Raw genomic sequence first — 24,978 nt, forward strand, 5'->3', positions numbered from 1 at the left:
AAGTTTTTCAGCGCGACACTATCGAAAGCGATATTAGGATGGTGTTTTGGGTGGGCGTAGTAATCGGTTGATGGGTGCGTCGATAATCGCATCCAAATAATTAAAGTGGTGTATAGATACCACAGCTTGTAAATTGTAGATATTGTGCTGACCTAACCACTGTGCATGCGTGCCGTGGCAGTGGCCACAATGATGGCAATCGGCAGGGTTATGGTGATCTACTTTTGCTGACTCACCAAGCGCTTTAGTTGGAATATCATTTGACGCTTGATTGTGCTTTGAATGCTGGTGTTCATGTTGCAGATGTTGTGTATCGATTGCATGAAAATCTAAGGAATTGGCCACAGCAGAAAAAGACTGAAAGAGTATCAGCGAGATCAAGATGTAACTTATGTGTTTTAGATTCTTCATTGTTATGAGTGTACCAAGCCTATTCTACTTCGTCACGACATTGTTCATCGACAAATTCTAGCTCTACTGTCGTATGTTCAAAATGATATTTTGCTAATGAGCTCTGTATGCTCTCCTTTAATGACTGAATGTTTTCAACACTGACTTCCCCTTCGAGAACAAGATGGACGGTCATAACATTTCGCTCTCCGTCTAAAGACCAAATATGAAAATGATGGAGGTCGCTTACCTTATCGTTTGCAAGCAAGTCGTTTCGGATTTTTGACATCTGCTCCTCATCTGGCGTTGCTTGTAAAAACAGCATCAGGGTTTCTTTTAGGTTACGAAACACATTGAAGAGGATGAACAAAGTAAAGCCGATGGACAGGATGGGATCTAAAATCGCCCAAGGCTTAAACATTAATACGACGGATACGATAAATACTGCCACCCAACCGAGAACATCTTCTAGCAAGTGCCAATTAAGCACTCGTTCGTTTAATGACGTTCCTTCGCTTAGTTTATAAGCGGCAAAACCGTTTACGGCCATACCAAAAAAAGATAAGGCTAACATCCCCTCTACTTGGGGCATTTCAGGCGCAGCCAAACGTGGGATTGCTTCAAACAATATCCAAATAGAGCCTACCGTGAGCACTAAACCGTTAATCAACGCGCCCAATAAAGAAAAGCGCTTATATCCATATGAGAAGGTTTTATTAGCTGATTTATCGCTAAGCTTGTTCAATCCCCAAGCTGTGCCAATTGACAAACTATCGCCGAGGTCATGCACCGCGTCTGCCATGATAGCGGTGCTATTGGTTAGCCAACCACCGATAAACTCGATGATGGTGAACACCACATTTAAAAAGAACGCCCAGCCAATTCGCCTTGATGCATCGTCTGAATTGCCATCTGATTGCGTATGGCTATGTGAATGATTATGACTGTGCATGTTTGATCTTATTCAAGATTGCTTTATTTGCTCGTGAAATAGGCATGGGCTTAAAAGGGCTTACATTTGAACCACCCGTATTGCCCTCTGGCAACAAGCCTATCGCGGTTTTCGTTATGGCACCTATTATTCTAAATATTTGCCCGACGACTTCTTTCATGTCCCTTTGTTTTAATCCAAATTTCAGCATTTCATAGTGCACTCGAGTATGATGAAAAGTAGAGTGCTGCCCAATTACATGTGCATCTTCAAGGTCTTTGAATCCTGCTTCATCATCTTTATTTGTAAATGCTTGTTGCGCATCTCTTAATTTTTCTTCTACATAAGGTTGTGCTGCTTGCGTGAAATTCATAATGCTTCTCCGATAGATTGACTGTTATTGCGAAGCTCTTGTTTGGCGTCTTTTAATATTGAAATTGCACCGCGTAAAACAATGATAGACACAATAAGGCCAATCACTAAATCGGGCCAGCGAGTGTCAAATAGGTAAACCGTCACGCCCGCTAATATTACGCCCATGTTGGCAATGACGTCGTTTGCCGAGAAAATCCAACTTGCTCGCATATGTACTTCACCACTCTTCTGTTTTCTAATGATTAATAAACATATGACGTTGGCGATTAAGGCAACAAAACCCATCCCCATCATTAACAATGACTCTGGGTCACTGCCTAATATCGATCGACGAGCAATATCAAATAAAATAATGAGGCCAAGTATTAATTGAAAATAGCCACTTATTTTTGCAGCGTTTGCTTTGTGAATAATGGTTTTGCCCACTGCATAAATACCAATACCATAAACAACTGCATCCGCTAGCATATCCAATGAATCTGCGATAAGCGCTGTTGAGTCAGCCAATAACCCTACACTCATTTCAACGACGAACATCACGGCATTAATGCCTAATAACCAATACAACACCTTTTTTTGTTCTTGGTCTTTGATTTCAATGTCGCACCCACACCCACTCATAAAAAAACACTCGCTTTACTGACTTATTACACAAGTGTAAACTCTATACTTGGTATAGAGTCAAGCGCATCAGGTAAAGTAAAATGAAAATAGGACAGTTAGCAGATAAAACAGGCCTAAGTATTCAAACAATTCGCTTTTATGAACGAAAAGCCTTACTAAGTGCACCAGAACGCACGCAGTCTAATTATCGCAGTTACTCAGACGATGCGTTAAAGCAGTTGCTTTTTATTAAGCAGTGCCGTGCGTTAGATATGACGATTGAAGAAATTAGTTTAGTACTAGAAACACGAGCTAATCCAGAAAGCAGTTGCGAAAGTGTTAATGCTACGATTGACAAACATATCGATGATATTAGACAAAGAATAACTGAACTAGATGCGCTTCAAAAAACACTGGTATCAATGCGTGCTGCTTGCGATGATGACAAGAAAATCAGGGAATGCGGTGTGTTACATGAATTAGACAATATTGTTGAAGCGCACAAGCTCTCAAAAAATCATGAGTACTGACATTCTATTATTAAACCCTAATTAGTAACATCAGAACTTTAAAATGTGTATTGATAAGTAAAAGTATGCACAAAAAGATACTATCAGCTTAAGAATTTTAGCAAATTTCGTGTTATTTAACGTCCATAATATTGAAAATTTCACACAGATAATCGACAAAGTCGAAATACCGCTTTTCCACCACAGGGGGGCCTATCAAGGCTTCATTTATCGTCGGTGAAATGAGCTTTGAGTCCTAAGAGAATTTTGCTTACTAATGTCCGTATATCGACTCCACCTATTTTACAACTATATCTAATAAGCTTTATTTTTTTAAGTCGAGATCGCGTATGCGGATTCTTTATTTAAATAGTTAACCTCTAGCCTTCAATGTGTTCGCATCTGTTGCATTTTTCGAAATTTCAACTTCGTATGCTTGCGGATATTGCAGGTTTCCAGCAGATTGTTCAATCAATATCATTCGCTGTTTATGGATGTGAGAAGTGTTAAAACTTGCTAAATTTATATTTGTTATCTTTCTTAGTTAAGTAGCATTTGAGGTTGATATGGCGCACTCGTTTTCAGCAAAGTCCATGCCGATCGTACCGTTTTGTTAGCCAGTGCAATACATGCTCGTTTGACACACGCAAGTTGGACTAAGTCTTTCAGGCACTTTTGTTTCATTGTTTTTGGTTTATCAGGCAAAACATTAATCATTGATAGTGCTCCCTGGTAAAGTTCTGCTCTTAATTCCTTATTGCCACCTATTTTATCAATGCCTTTCACAGACATACGGCTATTTGGCTGGAATCATCACAAATCCATGTTTTTCGAATTTCTTTTGAAAAGCCCGCCGTTTACTTCCAAAATAGAAAAATGCTTGGCCACGAGTATTACCAGAAACATTTTTTCGATCAGCGTTCCAAAAGCTTATTCGGTGATTAGTAAAACAAATAGCAGAACAACGGCTTACTAGGGCACTGAACCATCGAGTATCTGTCGCGTTATTTGCTAATACGATGCCTTCAGCAAAGTGCCCTGCTTCATATTGGTCGATGAATCGATTTACAGAGCGCCCACATAGTCCCGCTGAATAAGGCGGGTTCATGAATACACTTATATTTTCACCAACGTTCCAGTCATTATCAAAAGCACTATCTTGCTTGGTAAAAATTTTATCTGCACAAACAATTTCGTTCGCTGTTTCAGAGGAAAATGGGTCTAAATCGATGCTACCTAATACCGCCCTAACAGAATCCAAGTATTCTGGGGGTGTATACCATGAGTCAGAATCCCTGCCTTTAGTCGAGTTGGTACCGGGTTTCGCGCCTATGTAAGCTAATTTTTTTGTATTGGCCTTTGAAATCAAGTTTAACTCGTTTAATCGTTGAAAAGGATTCTGAATTATCACTGACTATTGATAATACGCAAGTATTTATATGGTCAAAACTATTTTAAAAGGTTATTAGCCTTATTAATTTGAAAGTTGGAGTCTTTATTGAGTGGGTGTAATCAACTATAGTATTGAATCAATAGCGATTGCACGTTGAATCATAATATTTTGCCGGAACTGTTTTTTATTCGTCTCAACTCAATAAGTTATGACAAAGTCAAAGTTTAGCTCATAAGAACAATTTATGATTAATAATAAATTTGTAATTCAACCACTTAGGCTAAATACATCATAAATATTAGCAATAATGAAACAACTCTAGCAGGTTATAATGGCCTGTGTCGCTACAATAAGAGTGGCGGTTATAATGTCCCTTTTGGTCGTTATAAGCGTCCTTATTTTCCTTTAGACGAGATCCGTACTTTTGCCCAACGCGCAAAATATGCTTCGTTTCATCAAGGAGATTTCTCTTTTGCCTTTGAAAAGCTAAACAAAGGAGATGTTATTTATTGTGACCCACCCTATTCTCCTATTAACAAAACAGCAAGTTTCACCGCGTATTCAGGCACAAACTTTGATGTAGACGATCACAAAAGATTAGTCGACTTAGCTGAACGCGCCAAACATTCCGGCGTCACTACCATTATATCGAATCATTGCTTACCCGATACACTTTCTCTTTATATTAAAGCAGATAAAATCGTCAAATTTGATGTGGCGCGAACAATCAGCTGTAACGGAAAAATACGAAAATCTTGTAAGGAATTAATGGCTGTTTATACGCCTTAATAACTTAAAAAACTAAAGAAAACAAAGATAAAAAAATTGAAATCGATTCTAATCTAATAATTATTTCGGCCGATAATTTCTAAGTGAACACAGTTTTAGCAAAAATATATCAAGCCCAATAGACGCATGTCAGTGAAGAGTGTGATCAAAAGCTTTGGTTACGAAGGAATTATTAGACATAGCATGTTAATCCCTAATGTAGTGCAAAAAAATAAAAATGATAAATATTAGTGGCCTCTTAGCAAAGACCTTAATACTTGTTATTTGTGTAGCAGTCATATCACTGGGTGCTTCATATACGTTTGTGTCTATACAACAAAAACGTTCTTTCGACGAAAATATTAGTAGCATTAAACATACCCATCGAAAATCAGCACGTCAGTTGCTTGAACAACACCTTCAAGAGCAGATTCTTTCGGCTGAAGAAATCGTAATGCTGAGCGACTTAAATAACCGCCCATCACAGGACTTTAAAGCATTTTTTGATCCTATATGGTCACGTATTCAACTTAGTTTTTCTTTGTCCTCGATGTCATTTTCAAACGGACAACAGAGTATCGAGTATGGCCGTTTTCCAAGAGAAGATATGTTTGAAATGCAAATGTCTGCAGCCCAAGAGTTACGACCTCAATCTGGCATCATTTGTCATTTTGTATGTGAGTTATCATCTTCCATACCAGTAACCATTGAGGGTGACCAATGGGCCTTATCATTATTATCTGATATTGCGCCATCGATCATTTTTCTGAGTTCAGTGGTAAACAGCGATATTGGCATTATTTCTCCGTCGACGGCTTACTCAAGCCAAAACAATACGCTTTCACGATATGTGGTTGATATTATGACCGGTTCTGAGAAAAACGGCGAAGTATTCCAAATGCCACTTTCAAGCTCTCAATTTGAGCAACTTGAGAGTGAAGGGATGCATTTTAAAACTAATGTACGTGATTACTATGTATGGTTTGAAACAATAGATGGTATTGGCGAAGATATCAGACTGTTATTTATTAGAGATATATCTTTGTTGTTGGAGCAACAAAATAATCAGAAAGAACAAGTGATTGTAATTTTCGCTACAATGACGTTTGGTATTTTACTATTTTTAATTCTCTTCTCTTTTATTCCAATTTCAAAAATCAATCAGCTAAAACGCGCCATCAAGCTGATTGGTGCAAAAGAATATAATATCGCGCGGTATCGATTAGGCAAACCAACAAAATCACATTTCAATGATGAATTACATGAATTAGAAGACGAATTTAGACACGCTATAGACGTACTAGAAACCTATGAGCAACAACTCAAAGCCTCTCAAAAGCGCTTGGTTAGACAAGCAACCATAGATCAAATAACGGGCTTATTCACACGAAATGTATTGGTTGAAGACCTCATCAATATGAATACTGATCCGAGTATTAACGAGGTTGCGATATTCTTCTTAGACCTCGACGGTTTTAAACCTGTCAATGATAACTTAGGCCATGAAGCCGGCGATATCATGCTAAAAAAGATTGGTTATCGCTTGAAAGGTGTTGTCAATAAATTTACTAAGGTATATCGAATTGGTGGCGACGAATTTGTAATTTGTTTTAGTAATTTTTCTTCAAGCGAATCTTTGGACATGATGGCTGATTCAGTAGTTGACCTCTTTTCAGCACCTTTTCATATTTACGACACCAGAATTTCTATTAGCGCTAGTATTGGCATTGCAAAGCAAAAAGGAGACGAAATTGACGCCGACAAATTGCTTAGATTCGCAGATATCGCAATGTATCAAGCAAAAGAAAATGGTAAAAACTGTTATAAGTTTTTTGATGACTCAATGCGTGACGCCGCACAGCAAAGATTTACGATTAAAAATGATTTTATTGCTTCCCTTGCAGATAATCAGCTATTTGTCGTATTTCAGCCAATAGTGTGCAGCAATACTCGAAAAGTTATTAAATTAGAAGCATTATGCCGTTGGCAACACCCTGATTTAGGTTTTATTGAGCCACCAATATTCATAGACGTATTAGAAGAAAGTGAGAATATGAATATGCTGTTTGAATGGATAGTCAATAACGTTGTCAATGAAATTCATTATTTAGATTCAATCGAACGCAACGATATTATTATTTCAATTAACCTTAGCCCTTCTCAGTTAGTAAACGATCTAGCGCTTAGTGTTATCAACAATGTGCTAGAAGAGCATAATATTAGCCCTAAAAGAATCGAATTAGAAATTACTGAAACATCATTGATTACTAATTTCGAAACGGCAAAATTATGGATAGAAGATGCGACAAATGCGGGTTACAAGATTGCCATAGATGATTTTGGTGCTGGTTACTCCTCACTATCTTATTTAACTGCATTTTCATATAACACAGTAAAACTTGACCGTTCTTTGCTTTATAATATAGACAAGGATCCTAGGCAACAAAGGATCGTAGGTTCACTCACTCAAATGTTACATGGACTTTCAGTGTCAATTGTTGCAGAAGGTGCGGAAACTGAAGGACAATTTATGGCACTACAAAAACTAGGATGTGACTATGTTCAAGGTTTTTTAGTGTCGAAACCTATCCCACATGATCAACTGGTATATTTTTTAAATCGTTATTTGTCGGAGTCGGAGTCTGAACAAGTATCCCTCAACCCTAGTGTTGAGAGGTAATCCACGTAACCATCAAGCCAATTGTAAACAGCAACAAAATAAGCATGAGTATTCCTACTACAAGAAATGGCAAGAATGAGGGCATATTAGTATCTTTATTATATTGTTGTTTAGTTTGGATACCCATAAAACTAGCAAAGACACTTTTTACTATCCCAAACCAGTATTTCACAAATTCCATGATTATTTAGCTCCAGATAAGTTTTCAGCTCTTCATGGGATATCTACAAATAATAACTACTTTCTAGACAGTAACTCGAGTAAGTCTAAGTAGTGAAAGTCCGCGGCATCTGTTTGCTTAAATATCCATGTTAACCAACCTATTTGTTGATCATTTCTATTGCATAAGCCTATGGGTTTATCCAGTGTGGCTTGCGTTCCTTGATGATGAGAAGTATCAATGATGACTTTGTTTTGACGTTCATATGCATTTAAGCAAGGCGCTGAAGCTTCCGCAAAAACAGCACTTATAATGAACATCATTAACGTACTAACAAGCGCTGCGGTCGCAAACATTTTAGTTGGATTTTTCTGCGTTGATTTCATAAACATCCTCCTATCACCTTAGATAATACATCAATCCAGCAAAAAACGCCAAAAAGCATAAGCTGATTGGCGTTTTCAATTGCACGCTTTGCACGTATTTTGTGCAAAGCAGGAATCAGTCGATTACTATAGGTCGAATGAACGTCCTATTGTGAAATAAACAGATTCGTCATTGTCTAAGTCGTTACCACTAGAAATGACAGATATACCAAGGTCAAACCCTTCGTACTCGAAGCCGTATCCTAACTCAAGATATTCGCCTTCGAAATCATCACCGAATGTTCCAAAAGTTGCAGAAAAACCTTCGTGCTCAAAACTCAAACCCAAAAACGTGTAGTCTGCTTCAGTCGCTGCTTCATCACCAACAGCACCATCCCAGCTACCGAAAGTGTATTCAATGCTGAATTTACCGAACGCTGCACCTAGATTCAATTCATCATAACCCGAATCAAAATCACCTGTGTACAAATAAGTGGTTACACCAGCACTTAAACTAAGGCCACTGTCAAACTCTACACCATATCCACCGTACACATCTATTTCTAGACCGTCTTCTACGTCAGCACCCCAAACACCAGCATAAAAACCGCCGTTAGAATAATCAATGCCACCGTTAGCAGTTGCTGTGCCGTTTTGCACGATACCGCGGAAGTGATATTCACTCATTAAGCCAACGTTTGCCGAGACTTCTGCTTGCGCAGTAGACGCCATAATTGTTGATGCCAATAAGCCAGTCACGATGGCGGTTTTCTTTAAATGTTTCATGTGTTCTCCATACCTATTCAAATGTCATAAAAAAAAGCAATGTGTCGTTTTTTTGTTATTTTTATTGTTTTGACCAAGTCTGAAGCTAGGTCTACGAAGACTTATACAAATACAATGCCAAACTTTAAACAATAATAATATTGCAAACAAAATCAGGTGCTTACGGTTTTTGTATGATTCTTAACATAGCTTTAAAGGCGCTAAAATAGCACAGACGACAACAAACCACCAATATTTTGCACCTTTTTAAGTCACCCTCACCATTTTAATGCAGGGTAACTAATGCCGCTGAAAACACTTTTGTGTTACGGCTTACAAAAAAGCTTAGCCCTTTCTTAAAAAAGCTTTTCATATTCACTCATAAAATGCGTTAAACTTATACTTTGATTAAAAAGAGAATTCTTATGCATGCACCACTTATAGCGCCGTCTATTTTATCAGCAGACTTTGCGCGTTTAGGAGAAGAAGTCACGTCTGTTTTAGATGCGGGAGCAGATATTATCCATTTTGATGTAATGGATAACCATTATGTGCCCAATTTAACTTTTGGCCCAACAATATGCAAAGCTCTCCGTGACTATGGAATTACCGCCGATATCGATGTGCATCTTATGGTATCTCCCGTGGACAACATGATAGAAGCATTTGCAAAAGCGGGAGCTAATATGATTAGTTTTCATCCTGAAGCTTCGCAGCACGTTGACCGAAGTGTTGAATTGATCAAAAGCTTAGGTTGCAAGGCTGGGCTAGTATTGAATCCGGCGACCTCATTGAGTGTGCTCGATTATATTTTGGAAAAGTTGGATTACGTATTATTAATGTCTGTCAATCCGGGCTTTGGTGGTCAGCAATTTATTCCTCATACGGTAGAAAAAATCCAACATTTAAAAGCCATCATTGATGATCTTGATTTGAATACTCGCATTGAAGTAGACGGTGGCATAAATAAAAACACTATTAGCGCTGTTTTTGAAGCCGGTGCTGATATGTTTGTTGCCGGTAGTGCTATATTTAATGCGCCAAACTATAAACAAGCCATACAAGAATTAAAACAACAATTAAAATAGGAACTTACTGCGTGAACAATACTACCAAGCCTGTTGTATTAAGTGGTTGTCAACCTTCTGGGCAACTCACCCTCGGCAATTATTTAGGGGCGATTAAGCAGTGGGTGCAAATGCAACAAACACACGAATGTTTGTATATGATTGTCGATTTACATGCGATTACTGTGCGCCAAAATCCACAAGACTTGCATCAAGCTTGTTTGGATGGCTTAGCTTTATACCTTGCGTGTGGTGTTAACCCTGATGAAAGTGCTATTTTTATGCAATCACATGTACCCGAACATGCGCAACTTGGATGGGTTTTAAACTGTTACACTCAAATGGGTGAACTTAATCGAATGACTCAATTTAAAGATAAAGCACAAAAAAATCAAAGCAATGTCAACGTTGGTTTATATGCCTATCCAGTGTTACAGGCTGCTGATATTTTATTGTATCAAGCAAATGAAGTGCCCGTCGGTCAAGATCAAAAACAGCATTTAGAACTTACTCGAGATATCGCAACGCGGTTTAACAATATATATGGCGACGTATTTACATTGCCTGAGCCTTGCATTCCAAAAAATGGCGCTCGCGTCATGAGCCTCCAAGATCCTGATAAGAAAATGTCTAAATCAGATACCAACCCTAATAATGTGATTGGTTTATTAGAAGATACAAAAAAGCTAACCAAAAAAATTAAAAGAGCCGTGACAGACAGTGACGAAGAAGCAAACATCTTTTTTGATATTGAAAAGAAAGCCGGCGTATCTAATTTACTGTCCCTCTTAAGTGCAACTGGGGGTGAATCAATCGAAGCATTGGTACCACAATACGAAGATAAAATGTATGGGCATCTTAAAAAAGACGTCGCTGAAGCCGTTGTAGCGCTTATTAACCCTATTCAAGAGGAATACAGTCGTATTCGAAGCGATCAAGCATATCTTTCTGATGTTATGCACAAAGGTAGTGCTAAAGCTAGAGAAAAAGCGTCCGATACATTATCTAGGGTATACAAAGCCTTAGGTTTTATTACTAGCGTCTAATATGAGTATGATGTGATAGTCATTATCGACAATTACGATTCGTTTACTTATAACTTAGAGCGATATTTTGTTGAGTTAGGCCATCAAACTCGCGTCATTAAAAACGACGAGTTAAATATTGCACAACTTAGCAAAATAAAATGTTCTCACTTAGTAATTTCACCTGGGCCATGTACACCAAATGAATCGGGAATATGTATCGAAGCGATTAATACATTTGCGGGTTCTGTACCAATTTTAGGTGTATGTTTAGGGCATCAAGCTATTGCACAGGTTTTTGGCGGTAAAGTGGTTAGAGCACGACACGTAAGGCACGGTAAAACGTCAGTATTAAATGTCACCTCGAACACAAGTCAATTGTTTAAAGGTTGCCCAAGCACATTTATAGTGACGCGCTATCATTCTCTTATTGTAGACGATAGTGAACTCGACAAAGCGTTTTTGGTCACGGCAACTTGTAATACCGAAAACAATAGAGAAGTGATGGCTATTGAAAATCAACAATGCCGTATATATGGACTGCAATATCATCCCGAGTCATTGTTGACCGAACACGGGCATAAAGTGTTAAAGAATTTTTTGTTGCAAGGATAAATAGATTGAAGGTTCAAGAAGATCCACAAGTGTCTCAACTAACATCATTGTACAATGAACGGTTTGAGAAACTCTTATTATCGTTAGATGAGGCGATAATCGATGCTGGGCGCAAAACAGAACGTCAAAAAATAATTGAAGATTCGGAGCAATTTGAAGCGCGTCGCGAATTGCTTATGGTAGAAGAAATTGCTAATAAGAAAAGAGAGATACAAGCTTCAGCCAAGAATGCGTTTTTGTTACAAATTGAATCTAAATTTCATCAAGCCCTGCTTCCTGAACTCGAATTAGAGTTTCGTAATATCGACATCATCATGAATAAAATCCTTAAGTTTGATAGTAACTTAGGACGTCTACTCGATATTTTATATACTGATTCCTGTTCGATTAGTCGTATAGTCGCCTGTTTAGAAAACATCCCTTGGTTAAGTGAGTCGATCATGATGTTTGTTAAACAACCAAAATATCGTCGAGTAGATTCAGCAGGACGTCCCGTTATATTAAAAACCATAAGAGCCTCTTTAAGTTTTATCGGAATTGAAAGCCTGCGTATTTTAATACCTGTTTTAGTAGCAAAACATACTAATCCAGCGAAGTCTGAATTCACCCCGGACTTACCTAGAAACCTTTGGATGTACACCATCGGTTGCGGCAATATAGGTCAGGCATTAGCCGAGAAAAACGGTTTGCGGCCACATTTTGGCTATTGTATTGGCTTATTTTCGAATATTGGTCGCTCAATTATTGCCAATCTTTATTTACGTACTTTTGACCGCATGCTTACTCAACAAATTATCAAGGCACGAAAAAGCAATAATCCTAATCAGGCAAAAGCACTTTCCGCCCTCGAACCCTCACACAAATATTTAATTTCTTTGTGGAAAAAACATGCGAGTCGAATTACTGGTGACGTAATATCTGGTCTCAATTGCAAATGGTTGACCATTGCTGCTGGATTACAAGATTATAGTAAAATTCGCGAAATGACGATTGCCCATGTTGACAAAATCGATGTGCATCCTTTAACAAAGTTACTGTTTAATGCTCAAGGGTTTATGCAATATAAAATGCTAAGTAAAGACAAACTCATTGGCAAAGAAGAGTCAATGATTTTTTTACGTAACTTTGGCATTGGTTCAAACGACGTAGCGATTGTGTCCAAGGTCAATTTAACAGGCATAGAGCTAAATATTAGTGGAAAGTTACCGGATGATGTAAATTCATCTTAAATTACTTAACGTCGGTCACTAAATTCCCAATATATTTTAATGCATACTTATGCAGGCATATTGAACGATATAAAAATCATATCATCCTGAACTTACTTTTACCCTTACTATTTGGCGTTATATTGTGTTGTATTATGCCTAAAAATATTTATTCACTTTTTTCGTAATTACATCAATCCGCAGTAAAAACAAGGCTTGTAGCGCAATTATCTTGACGACTTATGTTTTTTTTTCTGGCATACTCAGTGGCAAATGTGTGGTTCAGAGCAACTTGGATACTGCATAAAAACATGACAAATCACCGCTTCAATGACAGTGGTTTTTATGAGTTTTTTTAAAGCTATATAATATATATAGCTCCCGATATACGAGGTTTAAGATGCAAGTCAATCGCGAAACGTTTAACGATGTAATGGTGCCAAATTATAATCCAGCAGCTATGGTTCCCGTAAGAGGACAAGGCTCACGCGTATGGGATCAAGAAAATGTTGAGTATATTGATTTTGCTGGTGGCATCGCAGTTAACGTGTTAGGGCATTGCCACCCAGCATTAACCAGCGCATTGCTGGAACAAGGAAATAAGCTTTGGCATCTTAGCAATGTATTCACCAACGAACCTGCTTTGCGTTTAGCGGCCAAACTTGTTGATGCAACTTTTGCAGACAAAGTATATTTTGCAAACTCGGGGGCAGAAGCCAACGAAGCCGCCCTTAAATTAGCACGAAGATTTATGCTCGACCATCATGATGAAGGCAAAGATGAAATTATTGCATTTAAACAAGGCTTTCACGGACGAACGTTTTTCACGGTAACAGTGGGCGGACAACCTGCCTATTCAGATGGGTTTGGACCCAAGCCAGGCGGCATAATACACGGTGAATACGGCAATTTAGCAATGCTCGAAGACATGATGTCGAACAAAACATGTGCCGTTATGATGGAGCCGATGCAAGGGGAAGGAGGCATTATTGTACCTGAACCTGAATTTGTAAAAGGCGTGCGCGCGCTCTGCGACAAACACAATGCTCTCCTGATTTTTGACGAAGTACAATCTGGCATGGGGCGCACGGGTAAATTATTCGAATACATGAATTTAGACGTTACACCCGACATTTTAACTAGCGCCAAATCTCTCGGCGGAGGTTTTCCAATTGGTGCAATGTTAACCACAGCCAAAATCGCAGAAAGTCTAAAACCGGGCACCCATGGCAGCACTTATGGCGGAAACCCTCTTGCATGCGCGGTAGCCGAAGCTGCTTTTGATGTCATCAATCAACAAGAAGTGCTAGATGGAGTATTGCTGAAAGAAGCGCTTTTTCGTGAACACCTTGCACGAATAAATAATAAATATGAGGTGTTTACCGAAATCAGAGGCAAAGGAATGTTATTAGGTTGTGCATTAAACGAAAAATATAAAGGTCGTGCTCGAGATTTTATGGTTGCTGCCAATAACGAAGGATTAATGTGTTTAGTTGCAGGTATGAATGTAGTGCGTTTTGCGCCTAGTTTGGTTATACCCGAAGAAGACATTATAGAGGGCCTAGCTAGATTCGAAAAAGGCATCGCGAAACTAGTTTCAACGCCTTCAGACTCGAAATAGCGCGCCTTATGCTAATTATTCGCCCTATTGAAACAAATGATTATCCAGCTTTGTATCAGATTGCCCAAGATTCGGGGATTGGGTTTACATCGCTTCCGGTAAACGAAGAATTATTGAAAAACAAAATTGCGGAGTCTATCAAAGCATTTAATTCTAATCCTCAACGTGCTGGTGAACAAAGTTATTTGTTGGTCATGGAAGACACCCAAACTGGCGAAGTAGTAGGCACATCAGGGATTGAAGCAACAGTAGGTTTGCAAGATGCTTTTTATCATTACCATGTGGGAAAAGTCGTTCATGCATCTCGCGAGTTAAATGTCCACAATACAGTAGACATTCTCACTTTTTGCAATGATTATTCTGGGGTTAGCGAAATCTGCACTCTGTTTCTGCAAGAAAAAGCGCGCAAGGGTTTAGCCGGCAGACTTCTGTCAAAATGTCGATTTTTATTCATGGCGCAGCATCAGCAACGTTTCGCTGACATAGTCATTGCTGAAATGCGCGGTGTATCAGATGAACGCGGAAAATCACCATTTTGGGAGTGGCTTGAAGACCATTTTTTCTCAGTTGATTTTCCAACAGCAGACTATTTGACTGGTATTGGCAACAAGGTTTTTATCGCTGAATTAATGCCCAAATACCCCATATATGTCAACTTACTCTCAAAAGCAGCCCAGAATTGTATTGGCCAGGTTCATGACAAAACATTACCTGCTTTGCGCATGTTAGAAAAAGAAGGATTTAAGTGTCGAGGTTATGTTGACATTTTCGACGCAGGACCGACTGTAGAAGCCGATGTTAGTAACATTGCAACAGTGCGGCAAAGTCATGAGGCAAGCGTGGAAATCAGTACAAATACTGAGTTAGACGATTGTGATGAGCATTTTATTATCAATTCGGAAGTGGCATCTTTCAGAGCTTGTATTGGGCGAATAAAAATCCTTGATAATAACAAGGTTGCCATTTCTGAGAAACTAGCAAAAGCATTGCTGGTAAAAGAAGGTGCGACCATCAGATACGCTCACAATAGCCTTCAACACTATTAATTCGGCAAATAAACAAATCAAAATACGGGAGTCATCCATATGTTGCAAACTCAGCTAACTGACAACACTCATTTTATCAATGGGCAATGGGTATCGGGCAATGGTGAATTGATGGTATCTGTCGATCCCGCAAAAAATGTGCAAGTATGGCAAGGTAATTGTGCAAGTTCAGGGCAAGTTGAACAAGCAATACTATCAGCAAGAGGAGCTTTTCTTTCTTGGTCTATGCTCTCTTTTGAAGAAAGGCTTAATATTATAAAACGCTTTGCGGAACTTCTGGGTGAGAATAAATCTGAATTTGCCGCTATTATTGCTCAAGAAACAGGTAAGCCAACTTGGGAAACTGCAACTGAAGTTGGCGCAATGATTGGTAAAATTACTATTTCTGAACGTGCTTACTTGGAACGAACCGGCACGGTAGAAAACCCAATGCCAGCTGGCAAGGCAATGCTTCGTCATCGGCCGCATGGCGTTGTTGCAGTCTTTGGTCCTTATAACTTTCCTGGGCATTTGCCCAACGGTCATATTGTACCAGCTCTTTTGGCTGGCAATACTGTGGTTTTTAAACCCAGTGATTTGACGCCGCTAGTGGCTCAGTATACGGTTCAGTTGTGGCAAAAGGCAGGCTTACCCGAAGGTGTTCTAAATTTAGTCCAAGGTCAAGTAGAAACTGGAAAAGCTCTGGCTACCCACGATCAAATTGATGGTCTGTTTTTTACCGGTAGCTCAACAACAGGTAAGCTTCTGCACGAACAGTTTGCTGGGCAACCAGGTAAAATATTAGCACTCGAAATGGGCGGCAATAACTCATTGATTGTGACAAAAGTCGAAGATACCTTGGCTACTGTTCACGACATAATACAATCTGCCTTCATTACTTCAGGGCAACGCTGTACGTGTGCAAGAAAATTATTTGTTCCTGTCGGCGACGAAGGTGACAAAATCATCGATAAACTTGTTCACGCCACAAAGCTGTTAAAGCCCGATGTTTATGACGCTGAACAGCAACCATTTATGGGTGCCATGATATCGTCTAGAGCTGCAAGCATGATGATGACAGCACAAGACCAATTACAGTCATTAGGTGGCACAAGTTTAGTCACCATGGAGCACTTAGATGCTAAAACTGGCTTAATCACCCCGGGGATTATAGATGTAACCGACATTGTAGATTCACTTCCCGATGAAGAGCATTTTGGACCACTTTTAAAGGTGATAAGGTACACGCATATAGACCGCGCGATTGAATTAGCAAACGCCACGCGCTTTGGGCTTTCAGCTGGATTATTAGCCGACGATAAAGCCGATTATGACTACTTTTTACCCCGCATCAGAGCTGGGATTGTGAATTGGAATCGGCCCATTACAGGAGCCAGCAGTGCAGCCCCGTTTGGTGGCATAGGTGACAGTGGAAATCACCGAGCAAGCGCTTATTATGCCGCTGACTACTGTGCATACCCTGTGGCTTCCGTAGAGCTTGATAAAGTCACTTTGCCTGGAAGTTTAAGCCCAGGCTTATTGTTAGAATAAATAAACACTAAAGCCTTAACTAAGGTCTGGTTTTTCAGTATCTTCGTTCTTTTTGGCTTGCGGTAAAATAATTTCGATATCATCAACGCGCTGCAAGCCTCGAGGTAATTTGTTTCCTCGCCTGCCGCGTTCACCTTGATAATGACTTAAATCATTGGCTGTTAATGTCATACCGCGTTTGCCTGAAATTACTTTAACACTAGCGCCGTCGGGCACTACTGCCAATTGAGTCAAATACTCTTCTCTAATTTTGGCTTTAGCTGACGGGATGTTCATTAATTTATTACCTTTACCCTTGCCTAACACAGGTAAATCCTTCAATGGGAAAAGCAACATGCGGCCTTGATTGGAGATACTCAAACACCAATCGGTGTCTACACCACTGATAGGCCGAGGTTCCAGTATTTTTGCCGCTGTAGGTAAAGAAACAAAAGCTTTGCCCGCTTTGTTTTTGGTTACCATGTCAGTAAAGCTTGAAACAAAACCATAACCGGCATCAGACCCTACCAAATAACTTTGTTGGTCCTGTCCCATTATTACGTATTCAGCGCGTTCTCCACCTACAATATTAAAGCGCCCTGTTATAGGTTCCCCTTGGCTCCTAGCAGAAGGCAGACCATGTGCATCACAAGAAAATGTGCGGCCGCCAGAATCCAAGAATACAGCAAGTTGATTGCTACGACCTTTAGCACTGGCTAAATAACTATCCCCCGCCTTATAGCTGAGCCCTTCAACATCCACATCGTGTCCTTTTGCACACCGTGCCCATCCTTTTTCAGATAAAACAACGGTTACCGCCTCGGAAGGAATAAGTTCTTTTTCTGTCAATGCTTTAGCATCTTCACGCGCGACAATAGGACTGCGTCTATCATCACCATATGTTTCGGCGTCGGCTAATATTTCTTTTTTGATTAGTGTTTTTAAACGACGGTCAGACGACAACAGTAACTGCAAGGAATCACGCTCTTTAGCTAATTCTTCTTGCTCAGATTTAATCTTAAATTCTTCTAATTTGGCTAAATGCCTTAATTTCAAATCTAATATTGCTTCTGCCTGCTTTTCCGACAAACTAAAGCGACTAATCAATTCTTTTTTAGGCTCATCGTGAGTACGTATGATCTCGATAACTTCGTCTATATTCAGAAAGGCAATAAGCAAACCTTCCAAAATATGCAGACGAGCCAGCAGTTTGTCTAATCTATATTGGATACGACGAGTAACCGTTGTTTTCCGAAATACCAACCACTCACTCAATATAGTTTTTAAATCTTTTACATGAGGTCGGCCATCAAGGCCTATCATATTTATGTTTACACGATAACTCTTTTCTAAGTCAGTAGTGGCAAACAAGTGATTCATTAATTGTGTTGTATCAACTCGGTTAGACCGCGGCGTGATAACTAATCGAGTGGGGTTCTCGTGATCAGACTCATCACGCAAGTCACTTACCATAGGCAGCTTTTTAGCCTGCATCTGGTTAGCTATTTGCTCAATGATCTTTGCACCCGAGGCCTGATGAGGTAGCGCGCTAATGATAATTTCGCCGTTGTCTTGCGCAAAAACAGCTCGCATTTTTATAGAGCCGCGACCTGTCTCATATATTTTACTTATATCAGCCTTGGGCGTAATAATTTCGGCATCAGTTGGGTAGTCAGGCCCTTGTACGATGGTTAAGAGCTCAGTTAATTCAGCGCGACTGTTGTCAAGCAGTAAAGCACAGGCATCGGCCAGTTCGCGTACATTATGCGGTGGAATATCCGTTGCCATACCGACAGCAATGCCTGTTACTCCGTTCAATAAAATATGCGGAAGCCGGGCTGGTAATACAACTGGCTCATTTAGTTCGCCGTCAAAGTTTGGCTGCCAATCGGCAGTGCCTTGGCCTAACTCTGTTAGTAATACTTCACTAAATTTTGATAATCTTGCTTCGGTATATCGCATAGCTGCGAAAGACTTGGGATCATCGGGGGCACCCCAGTTACCTTGACCATCTACTAAGGGATAGCGATATGAGAAAGGTTGCGCCATTAATACCATGGCTTCATAACAGGCAGAATCGCCATGCGGGTGGAATTTACCTAACACATCACCAACCGTACGTGCTGACTTCTTGTATTTAGCGTTGTTACTTAGCCCTAAATCAGACATTGCATAAATGATACGACGCTGCACAGGTTTTAAGCCGTCTCCTATGTGGGGCAATGCCCTATCCATAATGACGTACATAGAGTAATTTAAATAGGCATCTTCGGTAAAACGCCCCATAGGCATTTGTTCGATTCCGTCGCTATTGATAATGGTGTCGTTATTCATTTTTTATTTCACCTGCGCATATGAAGCGTCTTTTATTCGGTAAATTTTCTTCTAATTTTGATTAAGCATGCAAAGCCATTTTTTTTACAATGTTTTTTGCGCTAAGTTCAGGGTATATTATATGCATGGTAGCGCATTTTAAACAAAAGCATAATAGAGCCTTGAGCAAACATATTCGCTTATTTCAGATATTTGGGTTTATTTGTTGTTTTTTTATACAAAGCTATAGTTTTGCCAAGCAAAATGATGGGCTTATTGTGATAAACAATAATAGCAAGGATGTGCTTGTTTCTAGTCAATTTCGAGTCTATCACCAAGAAGCTCGTCAACTTAATTTTGACGAATTCCAGCGAACAAAAAGTCTCATGCCCTATCATATATATGAAAACCCAAATTATGGTTTTGTAAACAACGGCGTCTGGTTATATGCACGTATTGAAAATAAATCGGATATAAACGATTGGATGATACGCATTGGCAACTCTCAATTACAAGATGTTCGCTTGTATTTATTGTCTGAAGGCGAAATTATCTATCAAGGGACAGATGGCATCAGTAATAAACAAAGTCCATACGCCACCCCTAATTTTCAAGTAAATATTCCTCAAGAGAAAATTACGGATATATACATATATGTTCGCAATGTAAGCATGAGCCTAATGGCACCAGTGTACTTACAAACCCAACAAAAACATGCTTCTATCGAAATGGCCGAACATAGCGCATGGGGGATTTTTTATGGCGCTATCACAGTATTATTTTTTTGTGCTGGTGCATTTTTATTTTATAGTCGGCGAACCACTAGTGCAGTATATCTTGCCCATTTAGTGGTCATTTTCTTATTTCAAATTATTTGGAGTGGCCATTTTAGCTTAATGCCAACCGCGGTCATTCATTTCTTTTTGTTTTTAAAACTCGAGTCTCTCATTTTGTTAGGCACAATCACGACATCATTTTTCACACTCTTTTTAGTGCCTCCAAAACTAATTTCAAATCAACTTAAGCAAGCCATATTAGGATTAATTGCCCTACAGTCTTTCTTTCTCCTTATTTTTTTAACTAAGTGGCTGCCTAATGGGATTGCGCCGGTTCTGACTTACTTATTGGGCTTTGGCACCATCTTATTAAATATTGTGGCTTATTATCGTGCACTGAAATGTGATTATTTCCCTGCAAGGCCCATGCTAGCGGGATGGATAATCGCCGTTTTCGGCTCTATTACTAGTATATTTTTCGTTTTTGGCATTTTTTCTACCAATCATTTTCACCCAATGATCTTTCATTTTACGGTAGTAGCTCAATCAGTTGCCTCCCTACTCAGTATTGTCATGAATAAACAGTTTCACTTGCAACAAGAAGTGAAAGAAGCACAAACCGATGCTGAAAATAATTTTTACTTAGTTGAAGAACAAAATGTACATTTAGATATCGCTCGCAAAGAGGCGGTTAAAGCGAGTGAAGTGAAATCCCAGTTTTTAGCCAATATGTCACATGAAATTAGAACGCCATTGAATGCTATTATTGGTTTTAGTAAAGAATTAGAGGCTCGTCCAAATATAGCGGAGCATGATGAACATGTGCGTATCATCAATGCGTCTGCCACTGATTTACTGACTGTTGTCAACGACATCTTAGACTTTTCAAAAATGGAGGCAGGCAAGCTTACACTCAATATTAAACCGTTTTCTCCCAGAGATTTACTAGAAGACGTTGCCGCGTTAATGTCCAAATCTGCCCACTTGAAGCAACTAGAATTTATTTTTGACGTAAAAGATCTGCCGCCATATTTATTAGGTGACGGATTTAAAATAAAGCAGCTATTGAGTAATTTATTAAGTAACGCACTAAAATTTACTAATTATGGGCATATCACCTTACGTGCTCGCACATCAAACGTAACGGAGACCCATTGCAACATCGAGTTTCACGTACAAGACACAGGTATTGGTATTCTTGAAGAAGACATGAAAAAGCTCTTTACTGCTTTCCACCAATTAGACGATGAATTAAACCGTTCTTTTCAGGGAACTGGCTTAGGTTTAGTGATTTGCCAAGAGCTTACAAGCTTGATGAGTGGCACAATAAAAGTACTGAGTTCACCTACAAAAGGCAGTACTTTTATTGCGTCAATTCCGTTTAAAATTGATACATCAACCACTCATGCTTCGCTGGCGTCCAAATTTACCGATCAAACTGCCTATATATTCGATAATTGGCAACCTTCAAAAGAAACAAACATACAAACCCTCGAGGCCGCTGGTTTTTCAGTAATTAGCGTAGACAGTATTGCCGAAATTGAAAAACTCAATGTAGGACAGGCCTTTGTATTTGTATCAATACCATATCAGTCGATTGACGAGCGAAGTACCATAATAGAAAAATTAAGTGTTATGTCATTAGAAAATCTAGTGTTGTTATTTTCTGGTCCATCACCTACAAGCCAACAAATCAATAAAGTAAGAAACTTCCCCAAATTAATCCGTTTGCCATTAAGTACTAGAAAATTAAATGATATCGACAAAAGCCAAATTACCGATCATCCAAGTGAAGAACGTAGCAAGTTAGCAATTCTTCCGGATATTCGCATACTTGCGGTGGACGACATGGAATTAAACTTACGCCTTTTAGATACTTGGCTCACTCATTCAAAAGTTTCTTTAGATTTAGCTTACAGCGGTGAAAGTGCTATTGAATTATGTCAGACCTTTGAATACGATTTGATTTTGATGGACATACAAATGCCTAGCATGGATGGCATAGAAGCCACCAGTCATATAAGAAAATCTGAGCTCAATATTGGTACCCCAATTATTGCCGTCACCGCCCATGCACTTGAGTCTCAAAAGCAACACTTTTTAGATTCAGGTTTGGATGACTTCTTAGCAAAACCGATTAATTTAGATAATCTAATTGGGTTAGTGAATACTTGGTGCCCGTCTATTGAAAATGATATTGACAATAATAGCGATACCGAAGTGTTTAAACCTGCTGTTGACTGGGCGATGGCTAAAGAAAGAACAAGCAATAAAGCAGATGAAGCATTCAAATTTTTAGATGACTTTGTTAGCCAATTAAAAGACTTTGCGGTGACAATAGAGCAAGCATGGGAACAGCAAAACAGTCAGTTGTTAAAAGATGAAGTGCATAAGGTACATGGTGCATGTTATTACACTGGGCTACCAAGACTAGAAGAATGTTGTCAGAAAACTGAGACGCTACTTAAAACCACGCCATTAGAAAAGAACTCAAAAGCTATCTCAACCTTACTTTTCGAAATAGAACAAACTATCGAAGTGTGGTCAGCTACCCGTAAAAATTACATGTCTAAAAGTAAAGATAAATGACGTCTTTTAACTGGCAGTGCCCCCTATGCCAGGAGGCACTAAAAGAAACCAAGCATGATTGGCGCTGCCATAATAAACATGCTTTTGACAAAGCTAAAGAAGGCTATGTAAATTTACTTCTGCCCAACCAAAAAAACAGCAAAGCTCCAGGAGACAGTCCCGAAATGGTCTTGGCAAGGCGTTCGTTTTTAAACGAAGGACATTATTACCCACTTGCACAAGCGATAGCTGAAACTATCAAAGGACTCACGAGAAACAAGATGTCAGCAAGCGGTATCAAGCCAACAAGTGCAACACCTAATATTTTTGACCTCGGGTGTGGAGAAGGTTATTACCTATACACAATAAAAGCGATACTCCACGATGAGCTAAAAGCACATTATGGTGGTATAGACATCTCTAAAAAAGCAGTACAAAAAGCAGCAAAACGAAACACAAATAAACAATTTGCTGTAGCAAGCACCTTTAACTTACCATTAAGTGATGATAGTCAAGATATTGCGATTCAAATATTCGCACCTTCAAAAACCAGTGAGCTCGCACGAGTATTAAAAACTAAAGCGTTTTGGATTTGGGTAAACCCGCATACAGAACACTTAAAAGAGCTTAAACATTTAGTCTATGACCAACCCAAATTGCATAATACTGAGCTTGAACTACCGCAAGGTTTTGAGCTAATTAATAAGCAAATACTCAATTATAAAATAAATCTAGCAGAGCCTGAACAACGAGCAAACTTATTGATGATGACTCCGTTTTATTGGAGCATTTCTCAAAACAAAAAAGACTTGTTAAAGCGGTCTTTAACGGATGTCACTATTAATTTTGATATCCAGCTTTTACAAAAGAAGTAAGCTAATACTCGTATTTATTACATTCATTAAAAGAGCTTTCTTGCACCCTTATTAGACAAATTGTTACGGTTTATTATTTTTCAGTGTACAAGTGTACGCTGAAACTTTATACTGTAAAATCCCAACTGAGAATAATTGCATGCTTCCCTTAAAACACCACAGCGTAGATCCAAATTCATATTCCCTTTTAGAAGAAAAATTGAATGTTACGAGCCATTTTTTTGGTTTTTTGTTAGCGCTGCTTGGTTTATTTCTTTTATCGAGTAAATCAGTTTCTACTACAGAATCCGTCTCTACTACGGTATATGGGACAAGTCTCGCTTTTATGTTTTTATCTTCATCAATCTATCATTTTACGAGCCACAAAGATTGGCGACTATTACTTAGAAAAGTCGACCATACTGCTATTTATTTGTTAATCGCAGGTACCTATACTCCGTTTTTAGTGCTCACGGTAGGCGGAACTTGGGGATGGATTGGTTTGGGCATAATCTGGGCGGTTGGGCTTTCAGGCATTTTGTTTAAACTCACCATTGGTCACAAATATCCAAAAATAGGCGTCACCACCTATGCAATTATGGGATGGTTATCGCTATTTTTAATATATCCTATTTATCAAGGCTTATCGGGCGCTGGATTTACTTTGCTGCTTATGGGGGGGATTTGCTATAGCGCCGGTATTCCTTTGTATATGATGAAAAAGCGACACTACTCGCATGCTCTATGGCACTTAGCAGTTGTTGCGGGTGCAGCCTGTCACTTTTTTGCCATTTATTCGCACGTCATTTAAAGCTTAGATATAAAAAAACCGGACATTTAATATCCGGTTTTTATTCACACTATCTGTTTCCTACTTTACGTAAGGATTATCCTTTGCGACGAAAGCCTGCTATTAAGGCAACACCGATCGACAATAAAGCAATACTCGCTGGTGCTGATACTTGACTTATCGTTGCATCAACTGACGCGGTATCGTCGACTACTAATACACCTGCGCCAAAAAAGTCTTCAAAGAATACATTTTCAAGCGAAAATACTGCAGCTCCGACAGCGGTAGCGACAAAGTCAAACTCGACGAAAAAGTTACCATCTTGTGTACCAACAAAATCGAGAAAACCAATGCCTACAAAACCCATGTCATCTGCAATGGTTAAAAAGGTATCAATACCATCATCTGGTAAGTCTGAAGACTCACTGCCAGCCACAAAGTCTAACAAACTATCATCAAAGATAAAGTCGAAGCTAAACGTATCGAATGGGTCAAAATTATCGAGTTTCAAAGTGACAGTGATATTGTCACCGACTGAAACATCTTCACCGCCATTTAAGTCTATATTAATTACATTAGCAAAACTCTGCATGCTACATAATAAAGCAAATACTGCTATTAGTTTTTTCATTCTTACTACTACCTTT

Annotated in this window: 24 protein-coding genes; 13 read left to right on the forward strand and 11 right to left on the reverse strand. The window is 39.1% G+C overall.

From position 1 onward, the window contains the following. Positions 1-33 precede the first annotated feature (33 nt). Genes RM552_RS11865 through RM552_RS11880 form a run of 4 tightly spaced genes read right to left on the reverse strand, consistent with a single transcriptional unit; the run spans position 34 to position 2,317 of the window. A complete protein-coding gene (locus RM552_RS11865; protein WP_311369067.1) occupies positions 34-411 on the reverse strand; it encodes a hypothetical protein in 378 nt (125 codons plus the stop codon). Positions 412-430: 19 nt separating this feature from the next. Beyond that, positions 431-1,342 carry a cation diffusion facilitator family transporter gene (locus RM552_RS11870; protein WP_311369068.1) on the reverse strand — a complete coding sequence of 304 codons (912 nt, stop codon included), beginning with the start codon at positions 1,340-1,342 and terminating at the stop codon, positions 431-433. Beyond that, positions 1,329-1,694, reverse strand: coding sequence for a DUF3703 domain-containing protein (locus RM552_RS11875; protein ID WP_311369069.1), 366 nt, complete (start codon positions 1,692-1,694; stop codon positions 1,329-1,331). The genes RM552_RS11870 and RM552_RS11875 overlap by 14 nt, the downstream gene beginning before the upstream one ends. Beyond that, complete coding sequence (locus tag RM552_RS11880; protein ID WP_311369070.1) at positions 1,691-2,317, reverse strand: cation efflux transmembrane domain-containing protein; 627 nt, start codon at positions 2,315-2,317, stop codon at positions 1,691-1,693. The genes RM552_RS11875 and RM552_RS11880 overlap by 4 nt, the downstream gene beginning before the upstream one ends. Positions 2,318-2,400: 83 nt before the next feature. Between RM552_RS11880 and cadR the strand changes: the two genes are divergently transcribed. Next, on the forward strand, positions 2,401-2,829 hold the full coding sequence (gene cadR / locus RM552_RS11885; RefSeq protein ID WP_311369071.1) for a Cd(II)/Pb(II)-responsive transcriptional regulator: 429 nt from the start codon (positions 2,401-2,403) through the stop codon (positions 2,827-2,829). Positions 2,830-3,348: 519 nt separating this feature from the next. Here cadR and RM552_RS11890 read toward each other — a convergent pair. Next, entirely contained in the window at positions 3,349-3,594 is a 246-nt protein-coding gene (locus RM552_RS11890; protein WP_311369072.1) for a hypothetical protein, read from the reverse strand. A gap of 10 nt (positions 3,595-3,604) precedes the next feature. Further along, complete coding sequence (locus RM552_RS11895) at positions 3,605-4,177, reverse strand: DNA N-6-adenine-methyltransferase (RefSeq protein ID WP_311369073.1); 573 nt, start codon at positions 4,175-4,177, stop codon at positions 3,605-3,607. 321 nt (positions 4,178-4,498) lie between these two features. Between RM552_RS11895 and RM552_RS11900 the strand changes: the two genes are divergently transcribed. Together RM552_RS11900 and RM552_RS11905 are read left to right on the forward strand one after the other, a co-directional pair. Beyond that, on the forward strand, positions 4,499-4,990 hold the full coding sequence (locus tag RM552_RS11900; RefSeq protein ID WP_311369279.1) for a Dam family site-specific DNA-(adenine-N6)-methyltransferase: 492 nt from the start codon (positions 4,499-4,501) through the stop codon (positions 4,988-4,990). A gap of 304 nt (positions 4,991-5,294) precedes the next feature. Next, complete coding sequence (locus RM552_RS11905) at positions 5,295-7,649, forward strand: putative bifunctional diguanylate cyclase/phosphodiesterase (protein ID WP_311369074.1); 2,355 nt, start codon at positions 5,295-5,297, stop codon at positions 7,647-7,649. On the opposite strand, the gene RM552_RS17765 is transcribed toward RM552_RS11905, so the two are convergent. The 3 genes from RM552_RS17765 to RM552_RS11915 form a co-directional block, all read right to left on the reverse strand. After that, the gene (locus tag RM552_RS17765; RefSeq protein ID WP_432277214.1) at positions 7,633-7,830 is read right to left on the reverse strand and encodes a DUF2970 domain-containing protein; all 198 of its coding nucleotides are present in this window, start codon (positions 7,828-7,830) and stop codon (positions 7,633-7,635) included. The genes RM552_RS11905 and RM552_RS17765 overlap by 17 nt on opposite strands. Before the next feature lie 56 nt (positions 7,831-7,886). After that, a complete protein-coding gene (locus RM552_RS11910; RefSeq protein WP_311369075.1) occupies positions 7,887-8,195 on the reverse strand; it encodes a hypothetical protein in 309 nt (102 codons plus the stop codon). Positions 8,196-8,321: 126 nt separating this feature from the next. After that, positions 8,322-8,960, reverse strand: a complete 639-nt coding sequence (locus RM552_RS11915) for a TorF family putative porin (protein ID WP_311369076.1) — start codon at positions 8,958-8,960, stop codon at positions 8,322-8,324. Between the two features lie 404 nt (positions 8,961-9,364). On the opposite strand from RM552_RS11915, the gene rpe reads away from it, so the two are divergent. The 7 genes from rpe to astD all read left to right on the forward strand — a co-directional run bounded on the left by rpe (position 9,365) and on the right by astD (position 17,051). Further along, the gene (rpe, locus tag RM552_RS11920) at positions 9,365-10,027 is read left to right on the forward strand and encodes a ribulose-phosphate 3-epimerase (protein WP_311369077.1); all 663 of its coding nucleotides are present in this window, start codon (positions 9,365-9,367) and stop codon (positions 10,025-10,027) included. An 11-nt stretch (positions 10,028-10,038) separates the two neighbouring features. Then, complete coding sequence (trpS, locus tag RM552_RS11925; RefSeq protein ID WP_311369078.1) at positions 10,039-11,052, forward strand: tryptophan--tRNA ligase; 1,014 nt, start codon at positions 10,039-10,041, stop codon at positions 11,050-11,052. 12 nt (positions 11,053-11,064) lie between these two features. Next, positions 11,065-11,646, forward strand: a complete 582-nt coding sequence (locus tag RM552_RS11930) for an anthranilate synthase component II (protein ID WP_311369079.1) — start codon at positions 11,065-11,067, stop codon at positions 11,644-11,646. A 5-nt stretch (positions 11,647-11,651) separates the two neighbouring features. Then, positions 11,652-12,875, forward strand: coding sequence for an HDOD domain-containing protein (locus RM552_RS11935; RefSeq protein ID WP_311369080.1), 1,224 nt, complete (start codon positions 11,652-11,654; stop codon positions 12,873-12,875). Positions 12,876-13,254: 379 nt separating this feature from the next. Continuing rightward, positions 13,255-14,475 (forward strand): aspartate aminotransferase family protein, encoded by a 1,221-nt coding sequence (locus tag RM552_RS11940; protein WP_311369081.1) that lies wholly within the window; start codon positions 13,255-13,257, stop codon positions 14,473-14,475. An 8-nt stretch (positions 14,476-14,483) separates the two neighbouring features. Further along, positions 14,484-15,521: an arginine N-succinyltransferase gene (gene astA, locus RM552_RS11945; RefSeq protein WP_311369082.1), complete on the forward strand. Its 1,038-nt coding sequence runs from the start codon at positions 14,484-14,486 to the stop codon at positions 15,519-15,521. A 39-nt stretch (positions 15,522-15,560) separates the two neighbouring features. Then, positions 15,561-17,051 carry a succinylglutamate-semialdehyde dehydrogenase gene (gene astD, locus RM552_RS11950; protein WP_311369083.1) on the forward strand — a complete coding sequence of 497 codons (1,491 nt, stop codon included), beginning with the start codon at positions 15,561-15,563 and terminating at the stop codon, positions 17,049-17,051. Positions 17,052-17,066: 15 nt separating this feature from the next. Here astD and parC read toward each other — a convergent pair whose 3' ends face one another. After that, a complete protein-coding gene (gene parC / locus RM552_RS11955) occupies positions 17,067-19,364 on the reverse strand; it encodes a DNA topoisomerase IV subunit A (RefSeq protein ID WP_311369084.1) in 2,298 nt (765 codons plus the stop codon). Positions 19,365-19,489: 125 nt separating this feature from the next. On the opposite strand from parC, the gene RM552_RS11960 reads away from it, so the two are divergent. The 3 genes from RM552_RS11960 to trhA all read left to right on the forward strand — a co-directional run bounded on the left by RM552_RS11960 (position 19,490) and on the right by trhA (position 24,352). Further along, a complete protein-coding gene (locus RM552_RS11960; RefSeq protein ID WP_311369085.1) occupies positions 19,490-22,708 on the forward strand; it encodes a hybrid sensor histidine kinase/response regulator in 3,219 nt (1,072 codons plus the stop codon). Then, a complete protein-coding gene (locus tag RM552_RS11965) occupies positions 22,705-23,562 on the forward strand; it encodes a putative RNA methyltransferase (RefSeq protein ID WP_311369086.1) in 858 nt (285 codons plus the stop codon). The genes RM552_RS11960 and RM552_RS11965 overlap by 4 nt, the downstream gene beginning before the upstream one ends. Positions 23,563-23,701: 139 nt before the next feature. Next, positions 23,702-24,352, forward strand: a complete 651-nt coding sequence (gene trhA, locus RM552_RS11970; RefSeq protein WP_311369087.1) for a PAQR family membrane homeostasis protein TrhA — start codon at positions 23,702-23,704, stop codon at positions 24,350-24,352. A 76-nt stretch (positions 24,353-24,428) separates the two neighbouring features. Here trhA and RM552_RS11975 read toward each other — a convergent pair whose 3' ends face one another. Then, positions 24,429-24,962 (reverse strand): cohesin domain-containing protein, encoded by a 534-nt coding sequence (locus RM552_RS11975; RefSeq protein WP_311369088.1) that lies wholly within the window; start codon positions 24,960-24,962, stop codon positions 24,429-24,431. Positions 24,963-24,978 lie beyond the last annotated feature (16 nt).

The sequence above is a fragment of the Glaciecola petra genome (genome assembly GCF_031846345.1).
In the GTDB taxonomy this organism is placed as follows: domain Bacteria; phylum Pseudomonadota; class Gammaproteobacteria; order Enterobacterales; family Alteromonadaceae; genus Glaciecola; species Glaciecola petra.

Excerpts from the sequence above, each read along its gene's own strand:
- RM552_RS11865 (WP_311369067.1), bottom strand. The coding sequence starts at position 411 with ATGAAGAATCTAAAACACATAAGTTACATCTTGATCTCGCTGATACTC.
- RM552_RS11870 (WP_311369068.1), bottom strand. The coding sequence starts at position 1,342 with ATGCACAGTCATAATCATTCACATAGCCATACGCAATCAGATGGCAAT.
- RM552_RS11875 (WP_311369069.1), bottom strand. The coding sequence starts at position 1,694 with ATGAATTTCACGCAAGCAGCACAACCTTATGTAGAAGAAAAATTAAGA.
- RM552_RS11880 (WP_311369070.1), bottom strand. The coding sequence starts at position 2,317 with ATGAGTGGGTGTGGGTGCGACATTGAAATCAAAGACCAAGAACAAAAA.
- cadR (WP_311369071.1), top strand. The coding sequence starts at position 2,401 with ATGAAAATAGGACAGTTAGCAGATAAAACAGGCCTAAGTATTCAAACA.
- RM552_RS17765 (WP_432277214.1), bottom strand. The coding sequence starts at position 7,830 with ATGGAATTTGTGAAATACTGGTTTGGGATAGTAAAAAGTGTCTTTGCT.
- RM552_RS11910 (WP_311369075.1), bottom strand. The coding sequence starts at position 8,195 with ATGAAATCAACGCAGAAAAATCCAACTAAAATGTTTGCGACCGCAGCG.
- RM552_RS11915 (WP_311369076.1), bottom strand. The coding sequence starts at position 8,960 with ATGAAACATTTAAAGAAAACCGCCATCGTGACTGGCTTATTGGCATCA.
- rpe (WP_311369077.1), top strand. The coding sequence starts at position 9,365 with ATGCATGCACCACTTATAGCGCCGTCTATTTTATCAGCAGACTTTGCG.
- RM552_RS11940 (WP_311369081.1), top strand. The coding sequence starts at position 13,255 with ATGCAAGTCAATCGCGAAACGTTTAACGATGTAATGGTGCCAAATTAT.
- astA (WP_311369082.1), top strand. The coding sequence starts at position 14,484 with ATGCTAATTATTCGCCCTATTGAAACAAATGATTATCCAGCTTTGTAT.
- astD (WP_311369083.1), top strand. The coding sequence starts at position 15,561 with ATGTTGCAAACTCAGCTAACTGACAACACTCATTTTATCAATGGGCAA.
- parC (WP_311369084.1), bottom strand. The coding sequence starts at position 19,364 with ATGAATAACGACACCATTATCAATAGCGACGGAATCGAACAAATGCCT.
- RM552_RS11960 (WP_311369085.1), top strand. The coding sequence starts at position 19,490 with ATGGTAGCGCATTTTAAACAAAAGCATAATAGAGCCTTGAGCAAACAT.
- RM552_RS11965 (WP_311369086.1), top strand. The coding sequence starts at position 22,705 with ATGACGTCTTTTAACTGGCAGTGCCCCCTATGCCAGGAGGCACTAAAA.
- trhA (WP_311369087.1), top strand. The coding sequence starts at position 23,702 with ATGCTTCCCTTAAAACACCACAGCGTAGATCCAAATTCATATTCCCTT.
- RM552_RS11975 (WP_311369088.1), bottom strand. The coding sequence starts at position 24,962 with ATGAAAAAACTAATAGCAGTATTTGCTTTATTATGTAGCATGCAGAGT.